Source organism: Streptomyces sp. NPDC127068 (genome assembly GCF_042724695.1).
In the GTDB taxonomy this organism is placed as follows: Bacteria; Actinomycetota; Actinomycetes; order Streptomycetales; family Streptomycetaceae; genus Streptomyces.
This window is the reverse complement of record NZ_JBHXEN010000032.1, coordinates 35,009-51,935: the sequence shown is the minus strand read 5'-3', so window position 1 is coordinate 51,935 and position 16,927 is coordinate 35,009. Positions and strand designations below refer to the sequence as shown.

Genomic DNA, 16,927 nt, shown 5'->3' with positions numbered 1-16,927 from the left:
CGGCACCGCCCGTCCTGCGGCGGTAGCGATCGGGTGTGCCTCGCTCTGTCCCCGGCCGGGCACAGGGCCCGGGCGTGTGCCCGGCGAAGCTTCAGGTCGTCCCACCCTATTGCCTCGCCGCGGCACCGGGCTGCCTCCCCCGCGTCCGTCCCGCCTCCGCCGCCGCCGGGGGCGTCAGACGGCCTCCGGCACGGCGGGCGGCTCCCGGTCCCCGAGCGCCCCGGGGCGGTGACGGGGGCGGGGCACCGGCTGGAGCACCAGCATCCGTTCGACGAGCCTGAGGAACATCGCGGCGTCCCGCAGCAGGTCATCGGCGTCCCGGGGGCTCGCCGCGTCCTTGATCCCGGCCTCGGCACGGGCCCGGCGGGCGGCGCCGGAGGCGAACAGCGCACTCCACTCGGTCAGCTCGGGGGCGATCTCCGGCAGGACCTCCCAGGCGCTCCGTATGGGGACCCGGCGCCGGGCGGGCGGCTCGGGGCGGCCCCGGGCGGCGAGGACGGCCGCCGCGGTGCGCAGGGCGGCCAGGTGCGCGGTGGCGTAGCGCTCGTTGGGGGTGGTGAGGGCGGCGGCCTCGGCCAGCCCGGCACGGGCCTTGGCGAGCATGTCGAGGGCGGCGGGCGGGGCTCCGGTGCGGCGCGGCACGGGGTGCACGTCGCCGGCGGGACCGGTCAGTGAGGGGGCGGGGCCGGCGGCGACGTGGCGGAGTGCGGCAGCTGCCGCTGGGGAACTGGCCATGACGAGCCTCCTGTCGTCAGTTGACAACACTGGTGCCGTTATGTGCCCCATCGTGGAGTACGCCACTGACAATGCGGGCTGACCTGCGGTTCCTTGCCGGTTTGGGGGCGGGCGGACCATCGGGATAGTTTTTGAACTGACTAGTCAGTTCAAAGAGTGCTCGGAGGGGAACGGTGGACGGAGCCGCGGTGACGGCGGACCGGCTGGGGGTCAAGGGACCCCGGGGCTGGGCCTTCGAAGGGGTCAGGGTCGATGCGCCGCCGGGTTCGCTGGTGGCGGTCGAGGGCCCGTCCGGGTCGGGCCGCACCTGCCTGCTGTTGGCGCTCACCGGGCGGATGCGGACCTCCGCGGGCCGTGCCGAGGTGGCCGGTCTGCGGCTGCCGAAGCAGTCGGCCGCGGTCCGCCGGATCAGCGCCCTCGCCCACGTCCCCGGGGTCACCGACCTGGACCCGGCGCTCACCGTCGACGAACACCTGAGGGAACGGGCGCTGCTCCAGCGGCGGTTCGGCGGCTCCCTGCGGTCGCTGCTGCGCCCGCGCGCCGACCGGGCGGCCGAGACCCGTCGCCGGATCGACGGCGCGCTCAGCGCCGCGGGCCTCGACCCCGACGCACTGCCCAAGGGGCCGCGGACCGCGGTGCGGGACCTCGAACGGCTGGCGGCGCTGCGCCTGTCGGTGGCCCTGGCCCTGATCGGACGGCCGCGGGTGCTGGGCGTCGACGATCTGGACCTCAAGTTGTCGGACCGTGAGCGCGCGGTGGCCTGGCGGCTGTTGCGGGACCTCGCCGCCGAGGGACTGACCGTCCTCGCGGTGTGCAGCGAGGCGCCGCGGGACCAGGGGGACGCGGGGGACGTGATCGTGGTGACGACGGCGCCCGGCCCACAGGAGCAGGAACAGGAACAGGAACAGGAACAGGAACAGCCGGAGGAGTGCGATGCGTCCGCCTAGGCTCGCCGTGCTGGAACTGCGACGGTTCGGCCGGGGACGGCTCCCGCGCGCGGCGCTCGTCGCGGTGCTGGTGCTGCCCCTGCTGTACGGGGCGCTGTACCTGTGGTCGTTCTGGGACCCGTACAGCCGCATGGACCGCGTGCCGGTCGCCCTGGTGAACGAAGACGAAGGCAGCACTGCTGCCACCGCCGCCGGGGAACGGATCGCGGTGGGCGACGAGATCGCCGGGAAACTGCGGGACGGCGGCGCGTTCCAGTGGCACGAGGTGGACGCCCGGCAGGCGCGGGAGGGCGTGGCGGACGGCAGGTACCACCTCTCCCTGACGATCCCCGCCCGGCTCAGCGAACGGATCGCCGGCGGCGCCGGGGACTCCCCCGAGGCGAGCGCCCTGAAGGTGCGCACCAACGACGCCAACAACTACCTCGTCGGGCAGCTGTCCCGCTCGGTGTTCGCGGAGGTGCGTCGGGCGGCCTCCGCCGACGCGTCCCGCCAGTACCTGGACCGCATGTTCGTCTCGTTCTCGGACCTCCACGGGGAGACCGAGCGGGCGGCCGGCGACGCCGACGCACTCGAAGGCGGGATCGGGAAGGCCAAGCAGGGCGCCGAGGACCTCGCGGACGGCCTCCGGGACGCCAAGGACGGCAGCGGCGACCTCGCGGGCGGCCTGGGGAAGCTCACCGGCGGGGCCCTCGCCCTGGAGACGGGGACCCGGGACGTCGCGGACGGGACCCGCGCGCTCGTGGACGAGGTCAGCGGGGCGGCCGAGCGGGTGCGCCCGTTCCTCAAGGACGACGGGCGCCGCGTCGAGGACACCGCGCGGGCGGTCGCCGGGGCGGCCGGCACCCTGCGCGAGCACCTGGAGGCCGTCGTGACCACGGCCCCCGCGGCCCGGACGGGCACCCGGGAGGCCGCCGACGCCCTGGACTCGGTGTACGAGCGCCGGTGCGCGGCACCGGGCGCACCGACGGCCGCCGGCACTCCCCCGCCCGCCCCGCAGGAGGCACCCGGACCGCAGACGGCCCCGGGTACGCAGGAGTCCCCCGGCCCGGTGCCGGGCGCGACACCGCAGGCACCCGGCCCCGACGCCTCCTGCGCCGACCTCAAGAAGGCGCGGGACGAGTCGGCCAGGGCCGCGCGGCTGGTGGCGGACGTCGACACGGTCGTCACCGACCTCCGGGGCGACACCACCGCCCTGGAGAAGGACCTCACCACGCTCCAGACCCAGGCCGAGGCCCTGGCCGACGCCGCACCGACCCTGAGCAAGGACCTGGACGACGCGGTCACCGGGGTGACCGCCCTCGACGAGGGCGCCCAGAAGGTCGCCGACGGCGCCGCGGACCTCCAGGTGGGGCTCACCGCGGCGGCCACCGGCTCCGCCGACCTGGACGCCGGCGTGGAACGTCTGAAGACCGGCGCGGGCGATCTGGACGGGGGTCTGTTCCCCCTGGTCGACGGCGCGCACGCACTGGCGAGCGGGCTGCACGACGGGGCGGGGAAGATCCCCGACCACTCCGCCGACGACCGCGACCGGCGCACCGAGGTGATGGCCGATCCGGTGCGGCTGGCCGCCGAGTCGGTCCACCGGGCGGCCAACTACGGCACCGGCTTCGCGCCCTACTTCATCCCGCTCTCGCTGTGGGTGGGGGTGATGGTGGCGTACATGGTGGTCGCACCGCTCAACCGGCGGGCGCTGGCGGCCGGGGCACCCGCCTGGCGCGTCGCGCTCGCGGGCTGGCTGCCGGTGGCCGCGCTGGGGGCGCTCCAGACGGGCGCCCTGATGTCGGTGCTGCACTGGGGGCTGGGACTCCAGCTGGCCCGTGCGGCGGGGACGGTCGCCTTCCTGCTCCTGGTCACGGGGTGCTTCGCGGCGATCGTCCAGTGGCTCAACGCCCGCTTCGGCGCGGCCGGGCGCATCCTGGTCCTGGCGATGCTGATGCTCCAGCTCACCTCGGCGGGCGGCACGTACCCGGTGCAGACCAGTCCGGGGTTCTTCCAGGCGATCCACCCGTTCCTGCCGATGACCCACGTCGTGGCGGCCCTGCGGCGGCTGATCACCGGCGGAGACGTGGGCCCGGTGTGGCAGGCGTGCGCGGTGCTCCTCGCCTTCACCGCGGGGGCGCTCGCGCTGACCGCGCTGACCGCCCGCCGTCGCCAGTCGTGGACCCTGGACCGGCTCCACCCGGAGCTCAGCCTGTGAGACCCGGGGCCGAGCCTGTGAGAATCGACGCCATGCAGAGCAGCACCCGACGTCAGGCGACCCGTCAGAAGCTGTACGAGGCCGCCGTGACCCTGATCGCCGAGCAGGGGTTCTCGGCAACGACCGTGGACGAGATCGCCGAACGGGCCGGAGTGGCCAAGGGGACGGTGTACTACAACTTCGCCAGCAAGTCGGTCCTGTTCGAGGAACTGCTCCGGCACGGCGTGGGACTGCTCGCCGCGTCCCTGCGGGACGCCGCCGACGGCTCCAGACGCGCGGGCGGCAGCAACGTCGACGCGTTGGACGCGATGGTCCGGGCGGGGCTCGTCTTCATCGAGCGCTATCCGGCCTTCACCCAGCTGTACGTCGCGGAGCTGTGGCGCACCAACCGGGCCTGGCAGTCCACCCTGATGGTGGTGCGTCAGGAGGCGGTCACGGTGGTCGAGGACGTGCTGCGGGCCGGTGTCGACGCGGGTGAGCTGAGCGGCGAGATCGATGTCCCGCTGACGGCTTCGGCGCTGGTCGGGATGGTGCTGGTGGCTGCGCTGGACTGGCAGTCGTTCCAGCCCGAGCGGTCCCTGGACGACGTCCACGCGGCGTTGTCCCGGCTGCTCCAGGGGCGGGTCGGCGGCGGCTGACGGGGAGCGCGCCGCTCCAGCGAAGCTCATCCCCCTGAGCCCTCGCCGCAGCGGCGCGTTCCCCGTTGCTCCCGTCGCCCGATCAGTCCCGTGACCGAGCGGACGGGTTCCCGGCCTGAGCCGCGGTCGAGGGCTGCGGCCGTTCCGCCGCCCCGTGTCGGCGGTGCGGTCCGCGGTGTCCCTCTCCCGTTGCCCTCACTCTTCCGTGTCCGGGGGCCGCTTCCATCCGTACGGGTACTCAGGTGGCCCTCTGAGTACCCGTACGGACCCCGGGCGGCCACGACCGGCGGTCCCCGGGCGCGTGGTGGGACTGTCGGTGGCGGCGGATAGGGTCGCGGCATGGGACGGATTGCGGTGATCGGCGCGGGCATGGGCGCCATGGCTGCCGCCGCGCGGCTGGCCGTGGCGGGCCACCGCGTGGTGGTCTACGAACGCGGGGAGACGTACGGCGGGGCGCTGGGCCGCTTCGAGCGGGACGGCTTCTCGTTCGACACCGGGCCCGGACTGCTGCTGTTGCCCGCCGTGCAGCGCGATCTGTTCGTCAAGACGGGCAAGGAGCCGCTGGAGAGCTGCGTCGAGCTGTGCCAGGTGGAGCCCGCGGTGCGGCACGTCTTCGCGGACGGCACGGTGGTGTCCCTGCCGAACGCGTCCCGCGCGGGCGTCGCCGAAGCCCTGGACGCGGCCCTCGGCGGGGGCGCGGGTGACCGGTGGGCCGCCTTCGTGAACCGTGCCCGGGACGCCTGGGACCGGTCCCGCCGTCCGCTGCTGGAGGAGCCCCTGTGGCCCAACTGGCAGGTGTTGGCGGAGCGGGAGCCGTATCCGGCGCGCCCCGTCAAGCGGCTGCTGCGCCGGGACCGGACGGCGACGACGGTCCGGGAGGTCGCGGAGCTGGAGTTGGCGGGCGAGCCGCGGCTGCGGGCGCTGCTGGAGTGCCACCCCCTCGCCTGGGGGCTCGATCCGCGGACGGCCCCGGCGAGCGCCGCGGTCCTGCCCTATCTGGAGCAGACGTTCGGCGTCTGGTCGGTGGGCGGCGGGATGCGCGCCCTGGCCCGCGCCGTGTACGAGCGCTGCACGGCCCGCCGGGTGGAGTTCCGGTTCGGCACGGCGGTGACCCGGATCGTGGCGGCGGACGGCCGCGCGGCGGGCGTCGAGTTGGCCGACGGCACGGTGGTCGAGGCGGACCACGTGGTCGCCGGGGTGGCGCCGCCCGTGCTGGCCTCGCTGCTGCCGGACACCGAGCTGCGCGCTCCGGGTGACGTGCCGCCCCGACCGGGCGGTGCGAGCCGGCTCACGGTCTTCCTGGCGCTGCGCGGGGGACGCCCCGGGGGCACCGCGCACCGCACGGTGGTCCACTCGACCGACCCGGAGGGCGAGTTGGACGCCCTGTTCGGCGCCGTGCCCCGGTTGCCCGCGCACCCGACGGTGGAGGTGCTGCGCACGGGCGACCCGGCGGGCGCACCGGACGCGGAGCACGAGGCGGTGACGTTGACGGCGACCGTCCCGGCGCTGGGCAGCGGGGGCGACAGCGCGCTCGTGGAGCACCGGCGGGCGGCGGAACGGATGGTCGAGGCGGCCGGTCGGGCCGTGCCGGACCTGCGGGAGCGGCTGCTGTGGCAGGAGGTGCGCACCCCCGCGGACGTGGCGGTGGCCACCGGCGTGCCGGACGGGGCGGTGCCCGGCCCGGCGCTCGCGGCGGCCGGGGGGCGGCTGCTGCACCAGGCGAACAGCACCCGGTTGCCGGGGCTGTTCCTGGTCGGGGGGTGGTCGCACCCGGGCGGCGGGCTGCCGCACGCGGGCATGTCGGGCGCACTGGTCGCCGGACTCGTCGTCGAGGGGCCGGAGTTCCGCGGCTCCCAGTGACGGGCGGTCACCGGACCCGGAACGCCGGGGGGTCAGTAGCGGTACGGCTGCCGCTCGTCGTGACCGGGGTCGTAGGCGCCCCGGCCGTCGTCCGATTGCGGATACGGGTACGGGTAGGGCTGCGCGTCCGGGAAGTCGTCACCGTAGCTGCCGTCGGCGGCCGTGGTGCGCTGCTGGGGGACCCAGACCCCGCCGGGCGGCGTCTCCTGGTAGCCCGCGCCGTACGGGTCCTGGCCGGGTGCGGGCTGGGCGTAGGGGTCGTGCGGGGCGCCCTCGTACGTCGGGGCGGCGGTCGGGTAGGGGTCCGCGTAGGCGGCGTACTGCTGTTGTCCCTGGTCGTAGCCGTAGTCCTGCCCGGGGCCGGGGTGGGCCTCGTGGCCGAAGCCGTGATCCGGGACGCCCTGGCCGTGCGGGGTGGGCACGGGGTCGCCGTACACGCCGTACTGGCCGGTGTCGTCCGGCATCGGCTCGGGCGCGTAGACCTCGGTGGGGTGGTCGGGGCCGGTCGCCCCGGGGCCGAAGGCGTCCGCGTCGAAGACCGGCCCGATGGTGGTGGCGGCGTCGGCGAAGGCGGCGTCGGAGGGGTATCCGCCCGTCTCCTCCATGCCGGACACCTGGAGCGTGGGCTCCTGTCGTCCCTCGGTCTCCGTCTTGCGGCGCTTGCTGGCGCCCGGCCGGCCGCCGATCGCCCAGCCCGTGGAGAAGCCCTTGCGGAAGGACATGGTGACGTACGTCTGCCCGATGGCGAACGCGATCGCGCCGATGCCGATCACCACGACCGAGGAGACGACCACGCCGATGACCACGCCGAGGAAGCCGCAGAAGGCCAGCAGCCGCCAGCGGAGCCTGGCCTTGTACTGCAACAGCACTTCGCCCAGCAGCCACAGCGCGACGACGCCGAACGCGATGTAGAGGACCGCCCAGCCCATGTACGCCCCTCTCGTGCGGTCGGCGCCCCACCGCGCACGACCGATCTAGACCTGCGTGTGGTGCAGCCCCAGATTCTCGTAGATTTCCAGCGTCGCGGTCGAGTTGTTGAGCGTGATGAAGTGCAGCCCGGGAACGCCCTCGTCCAGCAGCCGCGCACAGAACTCGGTCGCGAACGCGATTCCCATGGAGCGTACAGCGGCGGGATCGTCCCGTGCCGCGAGGATGCGGTCTTTCAGCTCGGCCGGGAAGGCGGCGTTGCTGAGCTGGGACAGCCGTTCGAGCTGTTTGACGTTGGTGACCGGCATGACCTCGGGAATGACGGGCGTGCTACACCCGGCCGCGACCACCCGGTCGCGCAACCGCAGGTAGGACTCGGGGTCGAAGAACATCTGGGTGATGGCGTAGTCGGCGCCCGCCCGGCACTTGTCGACGAAGTGCCGGATGTCCTCGTCCCAGTCGGGGGAGCGCGGGTGCATCTCCGGGAAGGCGGCGACGCCGACGCAGAAGTCCCCCGACTCCTTGATGAGTCGCACGAGTTCGGCCGCGTAGGTGAGGCCCTGGGGGTGCGGCACCCAGGCGCCCATGGGGTCGCCGGGCGGGTCGCCGCGGACGGCGAGCATGTTGCGGATGCCGGCGTCGGCGTACTGACCGATGATGTTGCGCAGCTCCGCGATGGAGTGGTCCACCGCCGTGAGGTGGGCGACGGGGGTCAGGGTGGAGTCGGAGGCGATCTGCTCGGTGGCCCGGACCGTGCCCGCGCGGGTGGAGCCGCCGGCACCGTAGGTCACCGACACGAAGCTCGGCGCGACGGCCTCGACGCGCCGTAGCGCGTTCCAGAGGTTCCGCTCGCCCTTCGGGGTTTTCGGTGCCCAGAACTCGAACGAGTACGTCGTTTTACCCGATGCGAGCATGTCACGGACCGTACGCGCGCGATCCGTCCTGGTGGAAGCTGTCCCAAGGGCCATACGGGCAGGTTAGCCACGCCGGGGCCGTCCCCCAACCGGGCGAGGGATAAATCAGACGAAAGACCCCCGCGGTGTCCACCCCTCGGACACTGTCCGTCCTCAGAGTGGGCGCAGCGGGGGACCGGGGCCTACGGGTTCCGCAGTCGGCGGGCGAACTCGGCGGCAGCCGTGCCCGGGTCGGTGGCCTCGGTGACGGCCCGGACGACCACCACCCGGCGGGCCCCGGCCTCGATGACCTGGTCGAGGTTGCCGAGGTCGATGCCGCCGATGGCGAACCAGGGCCGCTCGGGGCGCAGCCCGGCGGTGTGGCGGACCAGGGCCAGGCCGGGGGCGTGCCGTCCCGGCTTGGTGGGGGTGGGCCACACCGGGCCCGTGCAGAAGTAGTCGGCGCCCGGCTGCCGGGCCGCTGCCTCCGCCTCCTCGTCGGCGTGGGTGGAGCGACCGATCAGGACGTCCTCGCCGAGGATCGCCCGGGCGGCGGGGACGGGCAGGTCGCCCTGGCCCAGGTGGAGCACGTCGGCGCCGACGGCGTGGGCGACGTCCGCCCGGTCGTTCACCGCGAGCAGCTTGCCGTGCCGCCGGCAGGCGTCGGCGAACACCCGCAGGTGGTCCAGTTCCTCGGCGGCCTCCATGCCCTTGTCGCGCAGTTGCACGATGTCCACTCCGGACGTGAGGACGCGGTCGAGGAACTCCGGGAGGTCGCCCTGGCGGGTGCGGGCGTCCGTGCAGAGGTAGAGGCGCGCGTCGGCGAGCCGGGCGCGGCGCGTGGATTCGGGCATGGCGTACTGGATCCCCCCGTGGACGGTGCGGTGGTGCGTGGGCTGTCAGTGCCGTCCCAGGGTCCGCGCAGGACAGCGCACGCCGAGCAGGACGCGCCCGAGCAGGGGCGCGGGGAACTGCGCGAAGCCACCGCGCACCCCCACCGAACAGCGCACCGCAGGTGGGCGTACGGAGGGAGCGCGGCGTACCGCGCAGGTGAACACGGTGCGCGGACCACCTCGGGTCCGCGCACCGACGGCGTCGGCCGCTCAGACGGCGGCGGGTGCGCGGCTCAGACGGCGAGCGCCTGCGCGCGGCGCTTCACCTCCGTACCGCGGTTCTCACTCAGGGCCTGGGCGGGCGTGCCCGGCAGGCTGGGGTCGGGGGTGAAGAGCCATTCGAGCGTCTCTTCGTCCGTGAAGCCGTCGTCCCGCAGGAGCGTCAAGGTGCCGCTCAGGCCCTTGACGACCTTGTCGTCGTCGATGAAGGCCGCGGGTACGTGCAGGGCCCTGTTCTCGCCGCGGCGCACCGCGATCAGCTGGCCCTCCTTGACGAGCTGCCGAACACGGGTCACCTCCACGCCGAGCCGCTCGGCGATGTCCGGGAGGGTCAGCCAGGCGGGGACGAGAGCATCAATCTTTGCGTCAATCTCGGTCACGTACCCCAGCCTGCCACTTCCTTCTGACATCGGAAAAGCGGCCCGCTGCCGGTGGGGCCGGTCGGCCCCACCGGCGGCCCGCCCCGGAGGGTCAGCGGACGGCCGACTTCAGGGGGCGCGCCGGGTCCACCAGCAGCCCGGTGTCGAGCACCGCGCCGGACTCGATCAGCTTGCGTCCCTGGGCCAGGTCCCGGGGGCGCCCCACGGCCAGCAGCGCCACCAGCCGCCCGCCGCGCAGCCAGCACACCGACCAGGCGGCGCCCGAGGGCTCCCCGCGCCACACCACCGCGTCGGCGCCTTCGTGGTGGCCCGCGTACTGGACGAAGCGCCCGAACTGCTCGGACCAGAAGTACGGCACCGGGTCGTACACGGCGGGCACCTCGCCGACGATGCCGGCGGCGACCGTGCGCGGGCCCTGGAGCGCGTTGTCCCAGTGGTGCACCAGCAGGCGTTCGCCGTACCGGGCGGAGGGGAAGGAGGCGCAGTCGCCGACCGCGTAGACGTCGGGCACCGAGGTCCGCAGGTGGTCGTCGGCAAGTACTTCCCGGTGCGCGCCGAGTGCGATCCCGGAGCCGGCGAGCCAGTCGGTGGCGGGGCGGGCGCCGATGCCCACCACCACCGCGCCGGCGGGCAGCACGCCGCCGTCGTCCAGGACCACTTCGCCCGGCTGGACGCGGACCACGCGCGCCCGGGTGCGCAGGGTGGCCCCGGCCTCCGCGTACCAGTCGGCCATGGGGGCGGCGACCTCGGCGGGCAGGGCGCCGGCGAGCGGCCGGTCGGCGGCCTCCACCACGGTCACCGCGCAGCCCGCCTCACGGGCGGCCGTCGCGAACTCGGCGCCGATCCAGCCGGCGCCGACCACCACGACGTCGTGCTGGTCGGCGAGCACCGGGCGCAGCCGCTCGGCGTCGTCCAGGGTGCGCAGCAGGTGCACTCCGGGGACGCCGTCCGCGCCCGGCAACCGGATCGGTTCGGCGCCGGTCGCGATGACCAGCGTGTCGTACGGGACGGGTCCGGCCTCGGTGTCGAGTGCGTGGTCGTCGGGGCGGACGCCGGTGACCTCCAGGCCGAGCCGCAGGTCGATGCCGAGCGCCCCGAAGTCCACGTCGAAGGCGGAGTCCTCGGCCTTGCCCAGGAGCACGGCCTTGGACAACGGCGGCCGGTCGTAGGGCTGGTGGGGTTCGGCTCCGATCAGGACGACCGGTCCGGCGAAGCCCTGTTCGCGCAGGGCGACCGCGGTCTGCACCCCGGCCATGCCCGCGCCCGCGATGACGACGCCCGGTGGCCGCTCCGCCGTACTGCCCGGTTCGGCCGTCGCGGCCGTCCTGCCCGCCGCGCCCGTCTCCGTGGCCCCGGTCGTCCCGGTCGTCCCAGTCGTTTCGGTCGCCCCGGGTGCCTCGTACGTTTCGGCTGTCTCGGCTGTCTCGTCTGGCATGTCGCCCTCGTCCGCCTCGTTGGGTCGTGGGGCCGTCGGCCGGCATCCGGCTGTCCCCGGTCGTCACCCTAGACACCCGGACGCCGGCTCAGTCGGCGGTCGGTCCCGGCTCGGGCGGTGTCTCCTCCACCACGCTCGTTCCCCGCCCCTCGTGGGACTCCCACTCCCAGGTCTCCCACAGCCGCACCCGCCCGTCCGGCAGGGCGACCACCCGGGACGCGCAGTGTCCGGATGCGGTCGTCCCGTCGCTGCGCAGTTGGACGTACCGGAAGTCCAGCCGGTCCCCGGTGCGGGTGCCGACGAGGTGGCCGCGGACCACCTCGCCGCCCGCGTAGTCGGCCCAGACCACGCCGTCGCGCTCGTGGTAGGCGAAGCGGGTGCGGGTGCCGACCTGGCCGGGCGCCTGGTCGGCCACGGGTACCAGGACCCGTCCGTCGAGCGAGGGCGCGGCCGGTGCGTCGGGGCGGTGCGGCTGGTCGGGCACGGGACACGACTCCCTTACTGGGGTGCGGGGCATCGGGTTAGGGTGGCCAACGTAACTCGCGGGAGCCCGGACGCACCGGGCTGAGAGGGAGGCTGACCGGCCTCCGACCGTACGAACCTGATCCGGGTCATGCCGGCGAAGGGAGGAGCGGAGCACCCATGTCTCGTTCAGCGGACGTCCTGGTGGTGGGCGGCGGGATCATCGGTCTGGTGACGGCCTGGCGGGCCGCCGGGCGCGGTCTGAGCACCGCGCTGGTGGACCCCGCGCCGGGCGGCGGCGCCGCGCAGGTGGCGGCCGGGATGCTCGCCGCGGTCACCGAACTGCACCCCGGCGAGGAGCAGCTCCTCGCCCTCAACACCGCCTCGGCCCGGGCCTATCCGGCGTTCGTCGCCGAACTGTCCGAAGTCACCGGGGCGGACCTCGGCTACCGGCGCTGCGGCACCCTCGCCGTCGCCCTCGACGCCGACGACCGGTCCCAGCTGCGGGAGTTGCACGCCGTGCAGACCGCGGCGGGACTGACGCCCCAGTGGCTCAACGGTCGGGAGTGCCGGCGGCTCGAACCGATGCTGGCGCCGGGCGTGCGCGGCGGGCTGCGGGTGGACGACGACCACCAGATCGACCCGCGGCGGCTGGCCGCGGCCCTGGTCACCGCCTGTGCGTCGGCCGGTGTGGTCTTCCACCGGCAGCGGGCCGAACACCTGGTCGTCCGCCGGGAGCGGGCCGCGGGCGCCCTGCTCGCCGACGGCACCGAGCTGGCGGCCGGGCAGGTCGTCCTCGCCGCGGGCAGCCGCAGCGGACGACTCGCGGGGGTCCCCGACGAGGTCGTGCCACCGGTACGGCCCGTCAAGGGGCAGATCCTGCGGCTGAGGGTGCCGCCCGGCTTCGGCCCGTTCCTGAGTCGGACCGTGCGGGCGGTGGTGCGCGGCGGGCAGGTGTACCTGGTGCCGCGCGAGGACGGTGAGCTGGTCCTCGGAGCCACCAGCGAGGAACTGGGCTGGGACACCACCGTCACCGCGGGCGGCGTGTACGAACTGCTGCGGGACGCCCACGAGCTGGTCCCCGGCATCACCGAACTGCCGCTCGTCGAGACCCGTGCGGGGCTACGGCCCGGCTCGCCCGACAACGCTCCCCTGCTCGGCCCCACCGCCTTGGACGGGCTGCTGCTGGCCACCGGCCACCACCGCAACGGCGTGCTGCTCACCCCCGTCACCGGGGACGTCCTGGCCCACGCCCTGGTGCACGGTGCACTGCCGGACGCCGCACGCCCCTTCACCCCCCTCCGGTTCGCCCGCCTCCCCCAGGAGCAGCCCGCATGAGCGCGTCACCCGCCCCCGGGTCCACGACCCTGAGCGTCACCCTCAACGGCGAGCACCGGGACGTCACCCCCGGGACGACCCTCGGCGACCTGGTCGCCTCGCTCACCACCGCGCCCGGCGGAGTGGCCGCCGCCCTCAACGAGACGGTCGTCCCGCGCACGGGCTGGCCGCGGGTCGTGCTCGCGGACGGCGACCGCGTCGAGGTCCTCACCGCGGTCCAGGGAGGCTGACGTGGCCGACGACCCCTTCGTCCTCGGCGGCCGGAGCTACGGCTCCCGGCTGATCATGGGCACCGGCGGCGCCCCCAGCCTCGACGTGCTGGAACGCTCGCTGGTGGCCTCCGGCACCGAGCTGACCACCGTCGCGATGCGACGGGTCGACCCGACGACCGCCGGCTCGGTGCTGTCCGTGCTGGACCGGCTCGGCATCCGGGTGCTGCCCAACACCGCGGGCTGCTTCACCGCCGGGGAGGCGGTGCTCACCGCGCGGCTGGCCCGGGAGGCGCTCGGCACCGACCTGGTCAAGCTGGAGGTCATCGCCGACGAGCGGACCCTGCTGCCCGATCCCGTCGAGTTGCTGGACGCCGCCGAGATCCTCGTCGACGACGGTTTCACCGTCCTGCCGTACACCAATGACGATCCCGTCCTGGCGCGCAAGCTGGAGGACGTGGGGTGCGCGGCGGTGATGCCGCTGGGCTCGCCCATCGGCTCCGGGCTGGGCATCCGCAATCCGCACAACTTCGAGTTGATCGTGGAGCGGGCGGGGGTCCCGGTCATCCTGGACGCGGGGGCCGGAACCGCCTCGGACGTGGCGCTGGCCATGGAGCTGGGCTGTGCGGGGGTGATGCTCGCCTCAGCGGTGACCCGGGCCCGGGTGCCGGTGCTGATGGCCGAGGCCGTGCGGCACGCCGTGGCGGCCGGGCGCCTCGCCCACCGCGCCGGGCGCATCCCGCGGCGCTTCTTCGCGCAGGCCAGTTCGCCCGCCGCGGGGCAGGCCCGGCTGGACCCGGAGCGCCCCGCGTTCTGACCCCGCAAGGGGGAACGGACCGCCCGGGGGCGCGCCCCCGGGTCGGCACGCCCCCACTGCGCCGGCTCTTAGACTGCCTCCGTGGACACTTCGCTTCAGGACCCGCTGCTCGGGCACGTGCTGGACGCCCGCTACCGGGTGGACGCGAGGATCGCCACCGGCGGCATGGCCACGGTGTACCGCGCCCTGGACACCCGGCTGGACCGGGTGGTCGCCCTCAAGGTGATGCACCCCGCCCTCGCGGTGGACGCGGGCTTCGTGGAGCGGTTCATCCGCGAGGCGAAGTCGGTGGCCCGGCTCTCGCACCCGAACGTGGTCGGCGTCTTCGACCAGGGCGCCCAGGGCGCCTACGTGTACCTCGCGATGGAGTACGTGCCCGGCTGCACGCTGCGGGACGTGCTGCGGGAGCGGGTCGCGCTGTGCCCGCGGGCCGCCCTGGACGTCCTGGAGTCGGTGCTCGCCGCCCTCGGCGCGGCGCACCGGGCGGGTCTGGTCCACCGGGACATGAAGCCGGAGAACGTCCTGATCGGCGATGACGGCCGGGTCAAGGTGGCCGACTTCGGTCTGGTCCGCTCGGTGGACTCCCGGACCGGTTCGACCGGTCCGGTGCTCGGGACGGCGGCGTACCTCGCGCCGGAGCAGATCGAGGACGGTGCGGCGGACACCCGGGTGGACGTGTACGCCTGCGGCATCGTGCTCTACGAGATGCTGACCGGCGGCAAGCCCCACACCGGCGACACCACGGCGCAGGTCCTCTACCGGCACGTCAACGAGGACGTGCCGGCCCCTTCGGCGACGGTCCCCGGGACGGCCGTGGAGCTGGACGAACTGGTCGCCGCGGCGACGGCCCGCGACCCCCGGCTGCGCCCGCGCGACGCGGTGGCGCTGCTCGCGGCGCTCAGGTCGACCCGGGCCGCCCTCACCGAGGCGCAGCTCGACGCGGTCCCGCCGGGGGCCGACGAGGCGGCGCACGACGGCGCCGAGGACCGGACCAGTGTCATCCCCCGGGCGCTCGGCATACCCCGCCCGCTGCCGGTGAACGACGACATCGCCGTCCCCGACGACGTCCAGCGCACCGCGCTGCTGGGGAGTCCCGTACCCGTGCGGTCCCGGTTCGGCGGCCTGCGCACCGGTCGGCCGCCGCGCCGGGCGGTGGCCGGGCTCGGGGCCCTGCTGCTGGTCCTGCTGGCCGGGATCGGCGTCTGGTACATCAACTCGGGACAGTTCACGAAGGTCCCCGCGCTGCTCACCCAGACCGAGGCGGACGCCCGGGAGCGGCTCACCGACGCGGGGCTGGACGTCGGGGACGTCCGGCGGGAGTACAGCGACACCAACCGCCGCGGCACGGTGATCGCCACCGACCCGACCGTCGGGTCCCGCATCCGCGGCAACGGCAGCGTCGGTCTGACGGTGTCGCTGGGGCCGCAGACCGTGCGGGTGCCCGATGTGACGGACCGCACGCTGGCCGTGGCGCGCAAGGAGATCACGGCCGCCGGGCTGGAGCCGGGGATGGTCACCGACGCCTTCGACACCACCGTCCCGCGGGGCGAGGTGATCAGCACCGACCCCGCTGCGGGTACGGAGCGCCGGGCGGGTTCGGCCGTCGCGATCACCCTGAGCAGGGGCGCCCCGGTGGCGGTGCCCGAGCTCGAAGGGAAGGGGCTCGAGGAGGCGCAGGAGGCGTTGGCGGAGCTGGGGCTGAAGTCGGAGATCGCGCCGGAGCGGGTCACCGCGAAGGTGCCGGCGGGCGAGGTGGCGCAACAGTTCCCCCGGGCGCGGTCCGAGGTCGCCGAGGGCGACACCGTCACGCTGACGCTGTCCGAGGGGCCGGAGATGATCGAGGTGCCGGACGTGGTCGGGGACGGCGTGGACGACGCGCGGCAGACCCTGGAGGCGGCCGGGTTCGCGGTGAAGGTGGACCGGGGCATCCTCGGGCTGTTCGGGGACACGGTGGACGAGCAGTCGGTGGCCGCCGGCGAGGAGGCCCCCGAGGGCTCGGAGATCACCCTCCGCATCGGCTGAGTCCCGCGCACCCCGGTGCGGGTACGGGAGCCCGGTCCGCGCGTGCCACCCTGGCGGGGTGACAGTCACCCACCTCCGCAACCCCGTCGGCGGCCACGTCCCGGTCGCCGGGGGCCTCGCCTCCACCGGTCTCGCGTACGCCCGTGAGATGGGCGCCGAAACCGTTCAGGTCTTCGTCGCCAATCCGCGCGGTTGGGCCACCCCGCCCGGCAACCCGCGGCAGGACGAGGAGTTCCGCGCGGTCTGCGCCGCCGAGGGCGTACCCGCGTACGTGCACGCCCCCTACCTGATCAACTTCGGCTCGCACACGGAGGCGACCGTCGACCGCTCGGTCGAGTCGCTGCGGCACTCGCTGCGCCGGGCCCGGGCGATCGGGGCGCTGGGGGTGGTGGTGCACACGGGGTCGGCGACCGGCGGCCGGGAGCGTGCGGTGGCCCTGGCGCAGGTGCGCGAGCGGATGTTGCCGCTGTTGGACGAGTTGACGCACGAGGACGACCCGTTCCTGCTGTTGGAGTCGACGGCCGGGCAGGGGTCCTCGCTGTGTTCCCGGGCGGAGGACTTCGGACCGTACTTCGAGGCGCTGGACTCCCATCCGATGCTGGGGATCTGTCTCGATACGTGTCATGTCTTCGCGGCCGGCCACGACCTGGCCGCTCCTGGCGGCACGGACCGGACCCTCGACGCGTTGGTGGCGACGGTCGGCGCGGGACGGCTGAAACTGATCCACGCCAACGACTCCCAGGAGGGCGCCGGTGCCCGCAAGGACCGGCACGCCAACATCGGGGCCGGCCACATCGGTGAGGATCCCTTCCGTGCCCTGTTGGCGCATCCGGCGACCGAGGGCGTGCCCCTGGTCATCGAGACTCCCGGCGGCAAGAGCGGGCATGCGGGTGACGTGGCGCTCCTCCAGAAGATCAGGGACGGTCTGCCCACCCCCCAGGGGTAGAACGTCCTC

The 16,927-nt window shown here is 74.6% G+C and carries 16 protein-coding genes and 1 riboswitch; of the genes, 9 read left to right on the top strand and 7 right to left on the bottom strand.

All coding sequences use genetic code 11. The features are described 5' to 3' along the window. Positions 1-174: 174 nt before the first annotated feature. Complete coding sequence (locus tag ACFWIA_RS20940) at positions 175-735, bottom strand: SAV_6107 family HEPN domain-containing protein (RefSeq protein WP_387007272.1); 561 nt, start codon at positions 733-735, stop codon at positions 175-177. A gap of 173 nt (positions 736-908) precedes the next feature. On the opposite strand from ACFWIA_RS20940, the gene ACFWIA_RS20935 reads away from it, so the two are divergent. The 4 genes from ACFWIA_RS20935 to ACFWIA_RS20920 all read left to right on the top strand — a co-directional run bounded on the left by ACFWIA_RS20935 (position 909) and on the right by ACFWIA_RS20920 (position 6,377). Continuing rightward, positions 909-1,682 (top strand): ATP-binding cassette domain-containing protein, encoded by a 774-nt coding sequence (locus tag ACFWIA_RS20935; protein WP_387007270.1) that lies wholly within the window; start codon positions 909-911, stop codon positions 1,680-1,682. Continuing rightward, on the top strand, positions 1,669-3,879 hold the full coding sequence (locus tag ACFWIA_RS20930; RefSeq protein ID WP_387007269.1) for a YhgE/Pip family protein: 2,211 nt from the start codon (positions 1,669-1,671) through the stop codon (positions 3,877-3,879). Before ACFWIA_RS20935 ends, ACFWIA_RS20930 begins: the two co-directional genes overlap by 14 nt. A 32-nt stretch (positions 3,880-3,911) precedes the next feature. After that, positions 3,912-4,517 (top strand): TetR/AcrR family transcriptional regulator, encoded by a 606-nt coding sequence (locus ACFWIA_RS20925; RefSeq protein WP_387007267.1) that lies wholly within the window; start codon positions 3,912-3,914, stop codon positions 4,515-4,517. Positions 4,518-4,856: 339 nt separating this feature from the next. Further along, the gene (locus tag ACFWIA_RS20920; protein WP_387007265.1) at positions 4,857-6,377 is read left to right on the top strand and encodes a phytoene desaturase family protein; all 1,521 of its coding nucleotides are present in this window, start codon (positions 4,857-4,859) and stop codon (positions 6,375-6,377) included. A gap of 32 nt (positions 6,378-6,409) precedes the next feature. On the opposite strand, the gene ACFWIA_RS20915 is transcribed toward ACFWIA_RS20920, so the two are convergent. From ACFWIA_RS20915 to ACFWIA_RS20890, 6 genes are all read right to left on the bottom strand, one after another. Further along, positions 6,410-7,306 (bottom strand): hypothetical protein, encoded by an 897-nt coding sequence (locus ACFWIA_RS20915; protein WP_387007263.1) that lies wholly within the window; start codon positions 7,304-7,306, stop codon positions 6,410-6,412. 45 nt (positions 7,307-7,351) lie between these two features. Next, positions 7,352-8,272 (bottom strand): methylenetetrahydrofolate reductase [NAD(P)H], encoded by a 921-nt coding sequence (gene metF / locus ACFWIA_RS20910; RefSeq protein WP_387007262.1) that lies wholly within the window; start codon positions 8,270-8,272, stop codon positions 7,352-7,354. A gap of 128 nt (positions 8,273-8,400) precedes the next feature. Further along, on the bottom strand, positions 8,401-9,051 hold the full coding sequence (thiE, locus tag ACFWIA_RS20905) for a thiamine phosphate synthase (RefSeq protein WP_387007260.1): 651 nt from the start codon (positions 9,049-9,051) through the stop codon (positions 8,401-8,403). A 272-nt stretch (positions 9,052-9,323) separates the two neighbouring features. Continuing rightward, positions 9,324-9,689, bottom strand: a complete 366-nt coding sequence (locus ACFWIA_RS20900; RefSeq protein ID WP_387007258.1) for an Rv2175c family DNA-binding protein — start codon at positions 9,687-9,689, stop codon at positions 9,324-9,326. A 91-nt stretch (positions 9,690-9,780) separates the two neighbouring features. After that, positions 9,781-10,944 carry an NAD(P)/FAD-dependent oxidoreductase gene (locus ACFWIA_RS20895; protein ID WP_387007329.1) on the bottom strand — a complete coding sequence of 388 codons (1,164 nt, stop codon included), beginning with the start codon at positions 10,942-10,944 and terminating at the stop codon, positions 9,781-9,783. Positions 10,945-11,212: 268 nt separating this feature from the next. Then, positions 11,213-11,608, bottom strand: a complete 396-nt coding sequence (locus tag ACFWIA_RS20890; RefSeq protein WP_387007256.1) for a hypothetical protein — start codon at positions 11,606-11,608, stop codon at positions 11,213-11,215. A gap of 48 nt (positions 11,609-11,656) precedes the next feature. Next, positions 11,657-11,770, top strand: a riboswitch (TPP riboswitch). On the opposite strand from ACFWIA_RS20890, the gene thiO reads away from it, so the two are divergent. From thiO to ACFWIA_RS20865, 5 genes are all read left to right on the top strand, one after another. Then, positions 11,767-12,924 (top strand): glycine oxidase ThiO, encoded by a 1,158-nt coding sequence (thiO, locus tag ACFWIA_RS20885; RefSeq protein WP_387007255.1) that lies wholly within the window; start codon positions 11,767-11,769, stop codon positions 12,922-12,924. (Overlaps the previous riboswitch by 4 nt.) After that, positions 12,921-13,154, top strand: a complete 234-nt coding sequence (thiS, locus tag ACFWIA_RS20880; protein WP_387007254.1) for a sulfur carrier protein ThiS — start codon at positions 12,921-12,923, stop codon at positions 13,152-13,154. The genes thiO and thiS overlap by 4 nt, the downstream gene beginning before the upstream one ends. Before the next feature lies 1 nt (position 13,155). Continuing rightward, on the top strand, positions 13,156-13,950 hold the full coding sequence (locus ACFWIA_RS20875; protein ID WP_387007253.1) for a thiazole synthase: 795 nt from the start codon (positions 13,156-13,158) through the stop codon (positions 13,948-13,950). Between the two features lie 81 nt (positions 13,951-14,031). Then, on the top strand, positions 14,032-15,972 hold the full coding sequence (gene pknB / locus ACFWIA_RS20870; protein ID WP_387007252.1) for a Stk1 family PASTA domain-containing Ser/Thr kinase: 1,941 nt from the start codon (positions 14,032-14,034) through the stop codon (positions 15,970-15,972). A gap of 58 nt (positions 15,973-16,030) precedes the next feature. After that, positions 16,031-16,918 (top strand): deoxyribonuclease IV, encoded by an 888-nt coding sequence (locus ACFWIA_RS20865; protein ID WP_387007251.1) that lies wholly within the window; start codon positions 16,031-16,033, stop codon positions 16,916-16,918. Positions 16,919-16,927: the final 9 nt, after the last annotated feature.